The organism is Streptomyces sp. NPDC090798 (assembly GCF_044768965.1).
Taxonomy (GTDB): domain Bacteria; phylum Actinomycetota; class Actinomycetes; order Streptomycetales; family Streptomycetaceae; genus Streptomyces.
In genome coordinates this window covers 60,886-75,103 of record NZ_JBIVXA010000011.1, presented here as the reverse complement: position 1 = coordinate 75,103, position 14,218 = coordinate 60,886, and the positions used below count along the sequence as shown (strand labels likewise).

Below are 14,218 nucleotides of genomic sequence, written 5' to 3'. Positions count from 1 at the left end.
CCGCGCCCCTACGGGGCGCTGATCAGTTGCTCGAAGCGCCGGCGCCAGCCCGGGTCCTCGTCCCTTGGGGACTCGTGGGTGAAGCGGACCGTCGTGCCCGACGGACGGGACGGTTCCAGGTGGAAGCGGATGCGGCCCCGGCCCTCGACCGTGTACTCGGCGATCCGCTCGACGTCCCACGCCGTGATCCGGCCGCTGCCGATCCCGCGCAGCGTGACCGCGCCGCCGAGGCGCGACTCGAACACCTCGGCGGCGGCCAGCCACCCCCGCAGTCCTTCCGAGGTGGCCACCGCCGCCCAGACGTTCTCCACAGGCTGGGGAAGGTGCAGCAGATAGTGCAGGACGTGGGTGCCGTCCTCCCGGATCTCGGTGCTGCCCTCTTCAATCGCTCGGGTCATGACACCAGCGTGTCCCGCGGCGGCGGGTTCCGCATCAGACCCCGGCGTAGGAGTGCTTGCCCGAGACGAAGATGTTGACTCCGTAGTAGTTGAAGAGGAAGCAGGCGAAGGCGATCAGGGCGATGTACGCGGCCTTGCGGCCCTTCCAGCCGGCCGTGGCGCGGGCGTGGAGGTAGCAGGCGTAGGCGACCCAGGTGATGAACGCCCAGGTCTCCTTGGGGTCCCAGCCCCAGTAGCGGCCCCACGCGTCGCCCGCCCAGATGGCGCCCGCGATGATCGTGAAGGTCCACAGCGGGAAGACGGCGGCGTTGACGCGGTAGGAGAACTTGTCGAGGGAGGCCGAGGAGGGCAGCCGCTCCATGACGGAGGTGGCGAAACGGCCCGGCCGGCCGCCGGTGGCGAGCTTGTTCTCGTACGAGTCCTTGAAGAGGTACATCAGGGTGCCGACCGCGCCCACGTAGAAGACGGCGCCGCAGAAGATCGCGGTCGAGACGTGGATGTACAGCCAGTACGAGTGGAGCGCGGGTACCAGCTGGTCGCTCGCCGTGTAGAGCACGGTGACCGCGAGGCCCAGGTCGAGGAGGACCGTGGTGACCAGGGGCAGGCCCAGCCAGCGGATGTTCTTCTTCAGCGCCAGCATCACCAGGAACACGGCGACGGCGACCGTGGAGAAGGTGATGTTGAACTCGTACATGTTGCCCCACGGCGCCCGCTGCACCGACAGCGCGCGGGCGACGACACCGGCCGCCTCGACGGCCCAGGCGAGCACGGTGAGGGACACCGCGATCCGGCCGTAGAGGTCGCCCTGCTCGTCCCCGCCGTGCGCGCCGGGCCCGTCGGGTACGTCACGGGCGCCCGCCGCCGACCGGGTGACGACCTTCGGCCGCTCCAGAACGGCCGTGCCGCCCGCCGACTGCACGGTGACCGCGGGGGCCTTCGCCTTCTCGGTGGCGGTGAGCGCGGCGGCCGTACGGGCGACCTTGCTGCGGCTGCCGAAGATCCACTCGGCGATGTACGCGAAGAAGGCCAGGGTGTAGACGGCCATCGCGGAGTAGATCAGCGTGTTGCTGATGTTGGCGAGGTGTTCGTTGGTGGCCGTGGCCAGATCGGTCACGGCACCCAGGTCGGTTGCGGTGGCGAGAGTCACTTCTCAGCCCCTTCGGCGGCAGGTACGGAGGGTTCGGCGTCGGGGTCGGATTCGACCGCGTCGGGCTTGGTGGGCGCCTGCTCGTGGACGAGTGCGGCCAGGTCCCCCAGTTCCTCGGGGAGTTTCGCGGACTCGCTGCGGCCGAGGCCGGCCATCTCGACGACGGTGACGCCGTCGGCCCCGGTGGTCGCCCGCACCCACACGCGGCGGCGCTGGATGAAGAGCGAACCGGCGAGACCGAAGATCGCGGTGAAGGCACCGGTCAGCGCCCAGTCACTGCCGGGCTGCTGGGTGACCTGGAAGTTCGCCCACTCCTTGATGCCCTTGTCGAAGGTGATGGAGCCGGCGCCGTTCGGCAGCTTCATCGTCTCGCCGGGCAGCAGGCGCGCCTTGACGATGTTGCCCTTCGCGTCCTTGAACTGCTTCATCTTCGAGGTGTCGAGCTGGTACACGTTCTGCGGGATGCCCGCGTCGACACCCAGGCTGCCGTGGTACCCGGACAGCGCGAGCACGGGGAAGTCGAGCGCGGGGAACTGGGAGAACATGTCGCCCTTGCCCGCACCCGCGAAGGTCGGCACGAAGAAGGCGGAGAAGCCGAGCTGTTCGGTCGTCCCCTGCGCGTTCTTGTAGCCGTCCATGACCTTGATCGCGCCCTGCGAGGTGACGTTCGAGTCGAGCGGCAGCATCGGCACGGCATCGTGGTAGACGACGTTGCCCTTGCCGTCCCGGACGGTGACGACGGGCGCGTAGCCGTGGGCGGTGAGATAGACCTTCGAGTCGCCGATCCTCAGCGGCTCGTTGACCTTGACGGTGGTCTTCTTCTCCTTGCCGTACGCGCCGACGCTGTAGGTGATGGCCGCCTGGTACGTGCGGGGCGTGCCCTTGTTGGGGCCGGTGCGCTCGTAGGTGCCGGTGAACTTCCTGAGGTTGAAGCTGAACGGCGTGAGGTCGTCGGTGCTGAAGAGGTTGCCGGACTTGAAGTCGTCGTACTGCGAGATCGTGTTGGAGAACCCGTCGCCCTCGACGATCAGCTTGTTGCCCTCGGACTTGAAGAGCTGGCCCCAGGCGAAGGCCACCAGCATCACGATCAGCGCGATGTGGAAGAGCAGGTTGCCGGTCTCGCGGAGGTAGCCCTTCTCGGCGGCGACGGCGTCCTTCTCGATGTGCGCCCTGAACCGCCGCTGCTTGAGGATCTTGAGGGCGGCCTCGCGGACCTGCTCGGGCTCGGCCCCGGTGCGCCAGGTCGCGTACGCGGGCAGCCGGTTCAGCCGCTTGGGGGCGCCCGGCGGACGGCCGCGCAGCTGTCCGACGAACTGCCAGGTGCGCGGCACGATGCAGCCGATGAGCGAGACGAACAGCAGGATGTAGATCGCGGAGAACCACACCGAGCTGTAGACGTGGAACAGGCCGAGCTTGTCGTAGACCGGCCCGAGGATGCTGTGCGCGTCCTTGAAGTCCGCCACCTTCTGGGCGTCGGTCCCGGACTGCGGGATCAGGGAGCCGGGGATCGCCCCGAGCGACAGCAGGAAGAGCAGGATCAGGGCGACCCGCATCGACGTCAGCTGCCGCCAGAACCAGCGGGCCCAGCCGACGACCTCACGGCCGGTCCAGGTCAGCGAGCCCAGGACGCCGGGCGCGCGGGACCCGCCGAAGGAGCCGGGCACGGCCGTGTCGACCGGCGCGGTGGAGAGCTGGGATCCGGCTTCGCCGAGTTCGCCGTCGGCGCTCACCCCGATGTGCCGCTTGGCGGCCGCCGGGTCCTTCGTCCTGCCCGTGCCGGTGTCGGTGTCGGTCGTGCTCATCGATCAGATCCCTACCGTGAAGCCGTTGGACCAGGTCTGCATCTGCTGCACGATGCCGTCCCAGGCGCCGGTGAGCAGGAGCAGGCCGGTCGCGATCATCATGCCGCCGCCGATCCGCATCACCCACACGTAGTGCCGCTTGACCCAGGCGAAGGCACCGAGCGCCTTGCGGAAGGCGACGGCCGCGAGGACGAAGGGCACTCCAAGACCGACGCAGTACGCGACGGTCAGTATGGCGCCGCGGCCCGCGCTCGCCTGGTTCATGGAAAGAAAATTGATGGAGGAGAGCGTCGGTCCCAGGCAGGGCGTCCAGCCGATGCCGAAGAGCGCGCCGAGTATCGGAGCACCCATCAGTCCGGTCACCGGCCGTTTGTGGAAGCGGAACTCGCGCTGCGTGAGCCAGGGCATCATCCCCATGAAGAACACGCCCATCGCGATCATCAGCACGCCGAGGATCTTGCTGAGCGTGCTCTGGTACTCCTGGAGGGTCGACCCGAAGTAGCCGAACAGCGCCCCGCCGGAGACGAACACGGCGGTGAAGCCCACCACGAACAGACTGGCGCCCGCGACCATCCGTCCCCGTCTGGCCTCCGCCAGATCCGTGCCGGTGACACCGGTCACGTACGACAGATAGCCGGGGACGAGCGGCAGCACACAGGGCGAGAAGAAGGAGACGAGCCCGCCGAGGACGGCGATCGGCAGGGCGAGCACCAGGGCACCGCTGACGACGGTGTCGGACGACGCGGCGAGGTTCGCGGACGCGGCGAGAAGGGACACGTCGGTCACTTCTCCGCGAGAACGGGGTCGAGCATCTCGCGGAGCTTCTCCTCGCTGAGGGCCTGCAGCGAACGGGCCGCGATCTTCCCGTCCCGGTCGATGACGAGCGTGGAGGGGATCGTCTGCAGGTTCAGCGTGCCCTTCTTGAAGCGGAGCAGCAGCTTGCCCGTGGGGTCGTAGAGGCTGGGGAAGGTGACGCCGTGCTGCTTCTCGAACGCCTGGGCCAGACTGACGTTGGCGTCACGGGTGTTGATGCCGACGAACTGCACGCCCTTCGCCGCGGTGTCCTTGGCGACCTTGGCGAAGTTCGGCGCCTCGGCGCGGCACGGCGGGCACCAGGAGCCCCACACGTTCAGGACGACGACCTTGCCCTTGTAGTCCTTGACGTCGAGCTGCTTGCCGTCCACGGTCGGGCCGGAGAGGTCCGGGGCCTCGGCCCGGGAGCCCCTGGCGACGGTCGAGATGCCGTCCTTGCCCGCCACGAAGTTGCTGTTCCCCGAACCCCCGGACGTCCCTCCCGAACCGCACGCGGACAGGACAAGCGCGGCGACGGCGGCCCCGGCGGTGAGCAGGGCGGCGCGGCTACGGGTGCGGTTCGAGCGCTGTTCGGCGCGGCAGGCGGCACTCATGTGAAAAGTTTCGCATGCCCGTTTCGGGGATCTTCCGCACCCCCCTTGCGGGCGGAAAACACCATTTCAGGCGGCGCTCCCGGACCCCTTGGACGTGCCCGTCCCAGTACCGGAACCGGAACCGGTACCCGTACCAGCCCCCTTGCCGGTGTCACCGAGGAACGCCTTCCAGCCACCCGCCGGCCGCTGTCCCACGTCCAGAGTCCGCAGCTTGGCCAGTGTCTCGGGCTTCTGTACGTCCATCCAGTCCACGTACTGCCGGAAGGAGACGAGACGGACGTCCTCGCCCTTCTCCTTCTCCCGGGCGATGTGCTTGAAGGCGTACTCGACGGCGTCCATGTAGATACCGCCGTTCCAGTGCTCGAAGTGGTTGCCGATGAAGAAGGGCGCCCGGTTGCTCTCGTAGGCCCGCTGGAATCCGGCGACGTACGCCTCGCCCGCCTGCTGCCGCCACGCCGGGTAGTTGTGCGCGGGCGCCTTCGTCGAGTTGATGGACTGGTTGGCCAGCATGTTGTAGTCCATGGACAGCACCTCGAAGCTGCGCCCCGGGAAGGGGATCGCCTGGAGGGGCAGGTCCCACAGTCCGTGCCGCTTCTGCGGCCAGACCTGGCGGCCGCCGGGCGAGGAGGCGTCGTAGCGCCAGCCGAGTTCCCTGGCGGTGGGCAGCAGGTTGTTCTGGCCGAGCAGACAGGGAGTGCGTCCGCCGACGAGTTCCTTCTCGTAGTCGAAGGGCAGCGAGGGCAGATCGGTCCAGCCCGTGTTGGTCCGCCACTCCTTGACGAAGGACTTGGCCTGGTCGATCTCACTGCGCCACTGCGCCGGCGTCCAGTTGCCGACGGTGCCGTGGCCGGAGCAGAAGTGGCCGTTGAAGTGCGTGCCTATCTCGTGGCCGTCGAGCCAGGCCTGCCGGACGAGCCCGAGCGTCGACTTGACGTGGTCGTCGGAGAGATAGCCGATGTCGGAGGCGCCCCGGGGGTTGTTCGGCGGCAGGTACTTGCGCTTCTTCGACTCGGGCAGGAGGTACAACCCGGAGAGGAAGAAGGTCATGTGCGCCTCGTGCTCGCGGGCGAGCCGCAGGAAGCGGGAGAAGAGACCGGTCCCGACCTCGCCCGCGCCGTCCCAGGAGAAGACCACGAACTGCGGAGGGGTCTGGCCGGGCTCCAGCGGAACCGGCTTGGCGGGCTGGTTCGGCTGCTTGCCCGTGAAGGAGGTGGAGCCGTCGCCTATCGGGCGGGCGGGGTGCGAGGAGGCGCCGGGCTTGCCGGACGGACCGGGCTTGCCCGACCGGGAACCACCGCCCCCGCCCTGACCGTCCTGTTGGTCGGTGCCGCACGCCGCGAGTCCCATCGCCGCCGCGGCACCCGCCCCGAGGCCGATCATTCCCCTCCGGCTGATGTCCCGCATTCGGTCCCCATCTCATCGCGCCCTCTCAGCTGGCTCCCAGCCGACACACAATGAGAGGGCACGACAAGCAGATAGGTTCCTTCGAACGCGCAACATTGATCGTATTTTACGAAGAACAGCTCGGATAGAGACATATACGAACACTTTGCGCCAAGGTGTACGGGAATGGGTGCTCTACGCCCCGAACGCCTTGCCCTTCCCCTTCACCGGCTTGGCGCCCGCGAGGAGATGGGCGGGGACGAGATCCCGGGCGGGCTCGCTGTACCCCACGGACACGATCTTGTCGCCGCGGTAGGTGAAGGTGGTCAGGGACGCCAGCGTGCACTGCCGCTTGCGCGGGTCGTGCCACAACCGCCGCTTCTCCACGAAGGACCGCACGATCCAGATCGGCAACTGGTGGCTGACCAGCACCGCTTCATGACCACGGGCCGCGTCCTTGGCGGCGTCCAGCGCCCCCATCATCCGTACGACCTGATCGACGTACGGCTCGCCCCAGGACGGCTTGAACGGGTTGACGAGGTGCTTCCAGTTCTCGGGCCGCCGCAGCGCCCCGTCCCCCACGCCGAAGGTCTTCCCCTGGAACACGTTCTCGGCCTCGATCAGCCGCCCGTCGGTGTCGAGGTCGAGACCGTGCGCCTTCGCGATGGGCGTCGCGGTCTCCTGCGCCCGCTCCAGTGGGGAGGCGACGACATGCGTGACGTCCCGCGGGGCCAGGTGCTCGGCGACCCGCTCGGCCATCTGCCGCCCGAGCTCGGAGAGGTGGTAGCCGGGCAGCCGCCCGTAGAGCACCCCGTCCGGGTTGGCGACCTCGCCGTGCCGCATGAGGTGCACGACGGTGATGTCCTGATTCCGCCCCTGCGCCTGATCGTGCGTCCGGCCCTGCGTCTGATCCTGCGTCTGATCCTGGCTCATGCCGTGGCCTCCGCCGCTGCCCGGGCCGCCGCCGGAAGGGCGTCGGCGATCCGCTGAATGGCCCGCTCGTCGTGGGCCGTGGACACGAACCACGACTCGAAGGAGGACGGGGGCAGATAGACGCCCTGCGCCAGCATCGAGTGGAAGAACGCGGTGAACCGGAAGGACTCCTGCGCCTTCGCGCCCTCGTAGTCGCGCACCTCACGCCCGGTGAAGAAGACCGAGAACATGTTGGAGGCGTGCTGCAGCCGGTGCGCCACGCCCTCCTTGCTCAGCGCCTCCGTGACCAGCCCGCGGATCTGCTCGGAGACGGCGTCGACCTTGCCGTACGCGGCGTCGTCGAGCAGCCGCAGCTGGGCGAGCCCGGCGGCGGTCGCGACGGGGTTACCGGAGAGCGTGCCGGCCTGGTAGACGGGTCCCGCGGGAGCCAGGTGCTCCATGACGTCCTTGCGGCCACCGAAGGCGGCGGCGGGGAAGCCTCCGCCCATGACCTTCCCGAAGGTCATGAGATCGGGACGTACCCCGTCAATCCCGTACCAACCGGCCTTGCTGGTCCGGAATCCGGTCATGACCTCGTCGGAGATGAACAGGGCCCCGTTGCGCGCGCAGGCGTCCTTGAGTCCCTGGTTGAACCCGGGCTGGGGCGGTACGACGCCCATGTTGCCCGGCGAGGCCTCGGTGATCACACAGGCGATCTCACCGGGGTGCGCGTGGAAGGCCTCGTTCACGGCTTCGAGGTCGTTGTAGGGCAGGACGATCGTGTCGGCGGCCTGGGCGCCGGTGACACCGGGGGTGTCGGGCAGCGCGAAGGTCGCCACCCCGCTCCCCGCCGACGCCAGCAGCGAGTCGACATGCCCGTGATAGCACCCGGCGAACTTGATCACCTTCGAGCGCCGGGTGAACCCGCGGGCGAGCCGGATGGCGGACATGGTCGCCTCGGTCCCGCTGGAGACGAGCCGGACCTGCTCGACGGGCTCGACGCGGGCGACGATCTCCTCGGCGAGCGCGACCTCGCCCTCACCGGGAGTGCCGAAGGAGGTGCCGCGTGCGACGGCCTCCTGGACGGCGCCGATGACGTCGGGATGCGCGTGCCCGAGGATCATCGGCCCCCATGAACACACGAGGTCGACGTATTCCCTCCCGTCGGCATCGGTCAGGTATGGACCGTTTCCGGACACCATGAAGCGGGGCGTACCGCCCACGGCGCGGAACGCGCGCACCGGAGAGTTCACGCCGCCGGGCGTGACGGCAGCCGCACGGTCGAAAAGAGTCTGCGAAACTGGGGCTTCGTACGGATAGCTCACACGGGCCATGGTGTCAGAGGCTGCGAAGATCCTGCGGACAGGTGTTTCAGCGTACGTTTCGGCGTGCGGCCGTGGGGGAGGTCACTGTCACGATGATCGGGTTGCGTGGCGGGGGTCGCGCGCCTTAGAAAAGCAGTCGGGTGGAGATATGCATCGCGGTGGCGGACTGGGCGAGGGGACCGATGACCTCGGTCCTCGGCGTGCCCGGCGGGGAAGGCACCGGCGCGAGGCGGAGGAAGCGGCCGAGGCACGACAGACGCAGGGGTCGCCGGGCTCTCCCGGATCACCGGGATCACCCGGGTCGCAAGGATCACAGAACGATCCTGAGCGGATGGACCCGTCGGGCCGTATGGACGGTATGGACTACACGGACCGCGGGGCAGACCGGCTCAGGGCAGGAAGCGGGAATGGTGGCCGGGTGGGGGTGACCTACAAATACTTCGGCGCGCCGGACGGCGCGACGGCCGCCCGCGTGCCGATCTCGATGCGCCCCGAGGAACTCGGCGGCGACGAGCTCGGCATGAACGGCATGTTCACCAAGATCAAGCCGGAGACCATGGCCGCGATGGTCCTCACCGGCATCGAGGGCGTCCCTCTCCACAAGGTCCCGCCCCTGGAACTGGTCGTCCTGCACCCCGACTACGCCGTCGTGAAGCTCCCCATGACCGTCGTCGACCCCCTCCGGGGCATCGGCGAGGAGGCGGTCGGCGCGGCGGCCTTCATCTGGTCGACGGTCCCGGACCGCGGAGGCCCGCGGGACGCCTTCAACGTGTACCAGCTCCTCCACGAATGGCAGGATTTCAGCCATCGTCTGCACGAGGCGGGGCATCAGCCGTACTGCCTGGTGTGGCCCTGATCTCCGGTTCTCCGTGACACGGGCGGGACTTTCGGGTCTCGCCCAGGGCGCCTGAGCCGTATCCCCGACGAGGAGCCGCCCCCCGTGTCCCCGGCGAGGAGCCGCGCCCCGGGTCATGTCGCGGACACGGCCGCGCTCACAGCCAGCCGTTGCGCTTGAACCCCCGGTGGATGACGAAGCACGCCGCGGCGATCACCGTGAGGGCCAGCGGGTAGCCGAAGCGCCAGTGGAGTTCGGGCATGTGGTCGAAGTTCATGCCGTAGATGCCGCACACCATCGTCGGTACGGCGACGATCGCGGCCCAGGCCGTGATCTTGCGCATGTCCTCGTTCTGGGCGACGGAGACCTGGGCGAGGTGGGCCTGGAGGATGGAGTCGAGGAGGCTGTCGAAGCCGGTGATCTGTTCGGTGACCCGGGACAGGTGGTCGGCGACGTCACGGAAGTACGCCTGTATCTCGGGGGCGATGAGGCGCATCGGCTCGGTCGCCAGAATGTGGAGAGGGCGGCCGAGGGGGACCACCGCGCGTTTGAGCTCGAGGAGTTCGCGCTTGAGCTGGTACATGCGGCCGGCGTCGGCGCCCTTGGCACCGCGGGGTGAGAAGACGGACGTCTCCACCTGGTCGATGTCGTCCTGGACGGCGTCCGTGACGGTCAGGTAGTCGTCCACGACGTGGTCGGCGATGGCGTGCAGCACGGCGGCCGGGCCCTTGGCCAGCTGCTCCGGCTCGGCTTCCAGGTCCTCGCGCAGGGGGCCGAGGGAGCCGTGCCGTCCGTGCCGCACCGTCACCACGAAGTCGGGGCCTGCGAAGACCATGATCTCGCCGGTGTTCACGACCTCGCTGGTGGCGGTCAGTTCGGCGTGTTCGACGTAGGAGACCGTCTTGAAGATGGCGAACAGGACGTCGCCGTACTGCTCGACCTTGGGGCGCTGGTGGGCGTGGACCGCGTCCTCGACGGCGAGCGGGTGCAGGCCGAACAGTTCGGCGACCCGGGCGAACTCCGTCTCGGTCGGCTCGTGCAGCCCCAGCCAGACGAAGCCGGGGCCACCGCGCTTGCGGACCCGGGCGACGGACTCCTCGACGCTGGGCGCGGCCTCCTGGCGGACGCCGTCGCGGTAGATGACGCAGTTGACGACGGCGGAGCCGAGCGGGGAGCGGGCGGGGTGGCTCAGGTCCACCCGGCGTCCGCCGCGTGCCAGACGGGCGACTTTGCGCAGGTTGCCGACCATCGACATGCGGTGCTCCTTCCCCGGTTTTCCCGGAACGGACGGCCAGTGTGCCAGCAAGGGGTAAGACCGACGTCAGAGCCCGGTTCGAGCGTGCGCCCACCCCCCGCCCCGCGGTGTCAGGAAGGTGTCATGAATCACGCCCGCGCCGTCAGGCCCACGCCAAGGCGGCGGTCCGCCGCCGTCCTCCGGCCCTTCGATGGCGGAGGGGTACGTGTGTGGACCGACGTCGAGGAGTGCGCGAGCGATGAGCGAGGAAGAGCGGGGACCGCGCGTGGTCGCCGGAGTGAGCGGTTCGCCGGGGAGCCTGGCGGCCCTGCGCCGGGCCGCCGCCGAGGCCCGGCGCGGCGGCGCCGAGCTGCTGGTCGTGATCGCCTGGGAGCCACCCGGTGGTGACTTCGCCCACCGCAGTGCGCTCAGTCCACCGCCTGTGGCCACGCTCCGGCGGGACGCGGGCCGGCGGCTGCTCGCCGCGCTGGACACCGCCTTCGGCGACGCGGGGCCCGCAGTCCCGTACCGGGGTCTTGTCGTACGGGGCACACCGGGGCGGGCGCTGGTCGAGACCGCCGACCGGGCCGACGACCTGCTGGTGGTGGGCCCGGGCTGCCGAGGAAAGCTGCACCGGTCGCTGTTCCCGTCCGTCGCCCGGTACTGCCTCGCGCACGCCGTCTGCCCGGTGCTGGCCCTGCCGCCCTCGCCCCTGTCCCGCGAACTCGCCTCGGTGCACCGCCGTATCCGGCTGTGGCTGCCGCTCGACGCACGGGAGCTGACCGAGGACAGGTCCTGAGCGGCCGCTGAGGAGACGTCATGTCCATTCAGCAACTGCCCCTTCAGAATCCGCCCGTCCAGGAACCGCCCGTCCAGGAAGCCGCCGATACGTTCAGAGGCTGAGCCGGTAGGGCACCACGCAGACGACCACGTCCGTACGGGCCCGCAGCGCGGCGGCGAGGAGCAGGCCGCGCTGGTTCTGGAGGATCTGATAGCGGCGGTGGAGGGGCTCCACCTCGGGGATGAGGACGGCGATCTGCCGTCCTCCCTCCTCCGCCCTCCGGACGTAGTCGACGATCGGTTCCACGAGCGAGCGCTGCGGGCTGTCGACGACGTCCAGGCGTACGCCCGGGTTCCAGCGGTCCCAACTATCCCTGAGGGCACGGACCTTGGCCGGGTCGGCGTGCACGGCGACCGCGACCACCTCGTGGCCGAGGGCGCGGGCGGCCGACAGCGCGTGCTGGGTGAGTCTGCTGACCTCGCCGACCGGCACGATGACGAGGGAGTCGCCGCCGCGCACGGGCGGCGGGACCTCGCCGAGTCCGAGTTCCCGGCCGACGGTCGTGTAGTAGCGCTGGATGCGGTCGAACAGCAGCATCAGCAGCGGGATGGCGACGACCACCACCCAGGCCCCTGCCAGGAACTTGGTGGTGAGCAGGACGACGCCCGCCACGGCGGTCAGTACCGCGCCGACTCCGTTGAGGACCGCGCGCCGCAGCCAGCCGTGCGGACGCTGCCGCGCCCAGTGCCGTACGAGACCGATCTGGCTGATGGTGAAGCCGATGAACACGCCGATCGCGAAGAGCGGGATCATGCGGTGGGTGTCGGCGTTCACGGCGATCAGGAGAACGGCCGCGAGCAGGGCGAGGGTCACCACGCCCCAGCGGTACACCGGCCGTTCCGTGCGCAGCCCGAAGAGGTGCGGCAGCCGGTGGTCCTTGGCGAGCAGGCTCATCAGGACGGGCAGACCGCCGAAGCTGGTGTTCGCGGCGAAGGCGAGGGCCAGGGTGACGATGAGATTGGTGGCGTAGTACGGCCATCCCGTCCCGTACGCGCCCGCCGTCAGCTGCGCCAGTACGGTCACGCCGCCACGCGGGGCGACATGGTCGCGGCGGATCAGCAGGGCCATGCCGATGAGCATCAGACCGAGCAGGGCGCCGAGCATCAGTTCCGTGCGCTGGGCGCGTTTGACGCGCGGCTCGCGGAAGGAGGGCACGCCGTTGGCGATGGCCTCGACTCCGGTGAGCGCGGAGCAGCCGGAGGAGAACGCCTTGAGGAGCAGCAGGACGCTCAACGCCTCGGTGGCGTGGACGGGCTGGTCGGTGCCGACGGCCGCCACGGGATGGCCTCGCACCAGGCCGAGCACGACGATGCCGAGGATGCTCACGATGAACAGCACGGTGGGCAGCATCAGCACCCGCGCGCTCTCGGCCACACCGCGCAGGTTCACGACCGTGAGCAGGGCGAGCCCGATCAGGCAGACCGCGAGCAGGTGCGAGCCGAGCACCGGGAACGCGGAGGCGAGGCTGGCCGCGCCCGCCGCCAGACTGACCGTCACGGTCAGCACGTAGTCCACGACCAGGCTGGCCGCCGCGAGCAGGCTGACGGTCGCTCCGAGATCCTTCTTCCCCACCGCGTAAGCGCCGCCGCCGTCCGGATGCACGGCGATCACCTGTCCGTACGACACGACGAGCACCGCCAGCAGTCCGGCGATGACGAGCGTCACCGGGAACGTGGCGGACAGCGCGCCCGTCCCGGCGGCGATCAGTACGAGCACGATCGCCTCGGGGCCGTACGCCACCGAACTCAGCGCGTCCAGGGAGAGCGCGGCGAGTCCCTCGACGCTGGTCAGGTGGTACTTGTCGCCCTCCCCGTGCCGCAGCGGAACTCTCGGCCGCAGTTCGCGGCGGGCCAGGCCGTACGCCATGGGGGACCTCGCGGGGGTGGGGGTGTCTGAGGTCAGTGTGACCGGCTTGGTGCGGTGTGGAGGGGCAAGGACGCGCCAGGAGCGCCGCGGACCGAAGGTGCGGGACGCGCAGTCGTGTTGCCGCCGATCGGGTAGTACCCGAGGCGCGGTGCGGGCGGGGGCACGGCCGCTCGTCCCCGGCGAAACAGCAGGTCAGTGGAGTCTGACGAGTCATCGGTTGGCCGAATGGGCCGGGTGGACGCGACTTCGGGGGTGCGCCAGGTGCGCGGCTCGAGTGGTGCGCGGAGCCCAGCGGATTGACGGTGGATCACGTCGGGGTCGGGTTCTCACGAGCTGACGCAGTGTCAGCTGCCTGGCTGCGACGGAAGGACTCCGAAGATGCGATCTGCCCGCATGCTCCTCGCCGCCGCGACGGCCACGGCCGCCCTCGCGATCGGCGCACCAGGCGCCCTCGCCGCCACGGCGGGTGACGAGGGCCACGATGACTCTTCCTACAGCAAGGAGCAAGACAAGGAGAGCAAGCACGGCAAGCCGAACGGGGGGGTGCACACGGGTGGCGGAGCGCTGACCACCGTGCGCGGTGACGACTCGGGCTCCGACCGTGGCAAGGGTGACGACTCGGGCTCCGAGCACGGCAAGAAGGGCGGCGGCTCCGAGCACGGCAAGGGCGACGACTCCGGCTCCGACCGCGGCGGCCCCCGCGGCGGCATGCACACCGGCGGCGGCGCCCTGAGCATCGTGCGCGGCAACGACTCGGGCAACAACGACTCCAGCTCCGACGACTCGGGCTCCGAGCACGGCAAGAAGGGCGGCGGCTCCGGCCACGGCAAGGGCGACGACTCCGGCTCCGACCGCGGCGGCCCCCGCGGCGGCATGCACACCGGCGGCGGCGCCCTCAGCGCCGTGCGCGGCAACGACTCGGGCAACAACGACTCCGGCTCCGACCGCGGCAACGACGACTCGGGCTCCGAACACGGCAAGAAGGGCGGCGGCTCCGGCCACGGCAAGGGCGACGACTCCGGCTCCGACCGCGGCGGCCCCCGCGGCGGCATGCACACCGGCGGCGGCG

Annotated in this window: 13 protein-coding genes; 3 read left to right on the top strand and 10 right to left on the bottom strand. The window is 69.8% G+C overall.

Annotated elements, in window-relative coordinates:
* Positions 1–8: 8 nt before the first annotated feature.
* The 8 genes from ACIQTP_RS24165 to hemL all read right to left on the bottom strand — a co-directional run bounded on the left by ACIQTP_RS24165 (position 9) and on the right by hemL (position 8,382).
* The gene (locus ACIQTP_RS24165) at positions 9–398 is read right to left on the bottom strand and encodes an SRPBCC domain-containing protein (protein WP_403402903.1); all 390 of its coding nucleotides are present in this window, start codon (positions 396–398) and stop codon (positions 9–11) included.
* 34 nt (positions 399–432) lie between these two features.
* On the bottom strand, positions 433–1,545 hold the full coding sequence (ccsB, locus tag ACIQTP_RS24160; RefSeq protein ID WP_402034411.1) for a c-type cytochrome biogenesis protein CcsB: 1,113 nt from the start codon (positions 1,543–1,545) through the stop codon (positions 433–435).
* Positions 1,542–3,347: a cytochrome c biogenesis protein ResB gene (locus ACIQTP_RS24155; protein ID WP_403402901.1), complete on the bottom strand. Its 1,806-nt coding sequence runs from the start codon at positions 3,345–3,347 to the stop codon at positions 1,542–1,544. Before ACIQTP_RS24155 ends, ccsB begins: the two co-directional genes overlap by 4 nt.
* Before the next feature lie 3 nt (positions 3,348–3,350).
* Positions 3,351–4,124, bottom strand: a complete 774-nt coding sequence (locus tag ACIQTP_RS24150) for a cytochrome c biogenesis CcdA family protein (RefSeq protein ID WP_403403405.1) — start codon at positions 4,122–4,124, stop codon at positions 3,351–3,353.
* Between the two features lie 5 nt (positions 4,125–4,129).
* The gene (locus ACIQTP_RS24145; protein ID WP_403402898.1) at positions 4,130–4,753 is read right to left on the bottom strand and encodes a TlpA family protein disulfide reductase; all 624 of its coding nucleotides are present in this window, start codon (positions 4,751–4,753) and stop codon (positions 4,130–4,132) included.
* A gap of 66 nt (positions 4,754–4,819) precedes the next feature.
* Positions 4,820–6,157, bottom strand: coding sequence for a hypothetical protein (locus ACIQTP_RS24140; protein WP_403402896.1), 1,338 nt, complete (start codon positions 6,155–6,157; stop codon positions 4,820–4,822).
* A gap of 174 nt (positions 6,158–6,331) precedes the next feature.
* Positions 6,332–6,979, bottom strand: coding sequence for a histidine phosphatase family protein (locus tag ACIQTP_RS24135; RefSeq protein ID WP_403403402.1), 648 nt, complete (start codon positions 6,977–6,979; stop codon positions 6,332–6,334).
* A gap of 86 nt (positions 6,980–7,065) precedes the next feature.
* Entirely contained in the window at positions 7,066–8,382 is a 1,317-nt protein-coding gene (gene hemL, locus ACIQTP_RS24130; protein WP_403402893.1) for a glutamate-1-semialdehyde 2,1-aminomutase, read from the bottom strand.
* 409 nt (positions 8,383–8,791) lie between these two features.
* Between hemL and ACIQTP_RS24125 the strand changes: the two genes are divergently transcribed.
* A complete protein-coding gene (locus ACIQTP_RS24125; RefSeq protein WP_003974483.1) occupies positions 8,792–9,229 on the top strand; it encodes a hypothetical protein in 438 nt (145 codons plus the stop codon).
* A gap of 136 nt (positions 9,230–9,365) precedes the next feature.
* On the opposite strand, the gene ACIQTP_RS24120 is transcribed toward ACIQTP_RS24125, so the two are convergent.
* Positions 9,366–10,463 (bottom strand): magnesium and cobalt transport protein CorA, encoded by a 1,098-nt coding sequence (locus tag ACIQTP_RS24120; protein WP_403402890.1) that lies wholly within the window; start codon positions 10,461–10,463, stop codon positions 9,366–9,368.
* Positions 10,464–10,701: 238 nt separating this feature from the next.
* On the opposite strand from ACIQTP_RS24120, the gene ACIQTP_RS24115 reads away from it, so the two are divergent.
* Positions 10,702–11,241, top strand: coding sequence for a universal stress protein (locus ACIQTP_RS24115; RefSeq protein ID WP_403402888.1), 540 nt, complete (start codon positions 10,702–10,704; stop codon positions 11,239–11,241).
* Between the two features lie 93 nt (positions 11,242–11,334).
* On the opposite strand, the gene ACIQTP_RS24110 is transcribed toward ACIQTP_RS24115, so the two are convergent.
* Positions 11,335–13,149 carry an APC family permease gene (locus ACIQTP_RS24110; RefSeq protein ID WP_403402886.1) on the bottom strand — a complete coding sequence of 605 codons (1,815 nt, stop codon included), beginning with the start codon at positions 13,147–13,149 and terminating at the stop codon, positions 11,335–11,337.
* 378 nt (positions 13,150–13,527) lie between these two features.
* On the opposite strand from ACIQTP_RS24110, the gene ACIQTP_RS24105 reads away from it, so the two are divergent.
* Positions 13,528–14,218 (top strand): hypothetical protein (locus ACIQTP_RS24105; protein WP_403402883.1); only part of this gene is annotated, 691 nt, incomplete at its 3' end.

Coding starts and splice junctions, on each gene's coding strand:
- ACIQTP_RS24135 (WP_403403402.1), bottom strand. CDS start 6,979: ATGCGGCACGGCGAGGTCGCCAACCCGGACGGGGTGCTCTACGGGCGG.
- ACIQTP_RS24145 (WP_403402898.1), bottom strand. CDS start 4,753: ATGAGTGCCGCCTGCCGCGCCGAACAGCGCTCGAACCGCACCCGTAGC.
- ACIQTP_RS24115 (WP_403402888.1), top strand. CDS start 10,702: ATGAGCGAGGAAGAGCGGGGACCGCGCGTGGTCGCCGGAGTGAGCGGT.
- ACIQTP_RS24140 (WP_403402896.1), bottom strand. CDS start 6,157: ATGCGGGACATCAGCCGGAGGGGAATGATCGGCCTCGGGGCGGGTGCC.
- ACIQTP_RS24155 (WP_403402901.1), bottom strand. CDS start 3,347: ATGAGCACGACCGACACCGACACCGGCACGGGCAGGACGAAGGACCCG.
- ACIQTP_RS24165 (WP_403402903.1), bottom strand. CDS start 398: ATGACCCGAGCGATTGAAGAGGGCAGCACCGAGATCCGGGAGGACGGC.
- hemL (WP_403402893.1), bottom strand. CDS start 8,382: ATGGCCCGTGTGAGCTATCCGTACGAAGCCCCAGTTTCGCAGACTCTT.
- ACIQTP_RS24120 (WP_403402890.1), bottom strand. CDS start 10,463: ATGTCGATGGTCGGCAACCTGCGCAAAGTCGCCCGTCTGGCACGCGGC.
- ACIQTP_RS24110 (WP_403402886.1), bottom strand. CDS start 13,149: ATGGCGTACGGCCTGGCCCGCCGCGAACTGCGGCCGAGAGTTCCGCTG.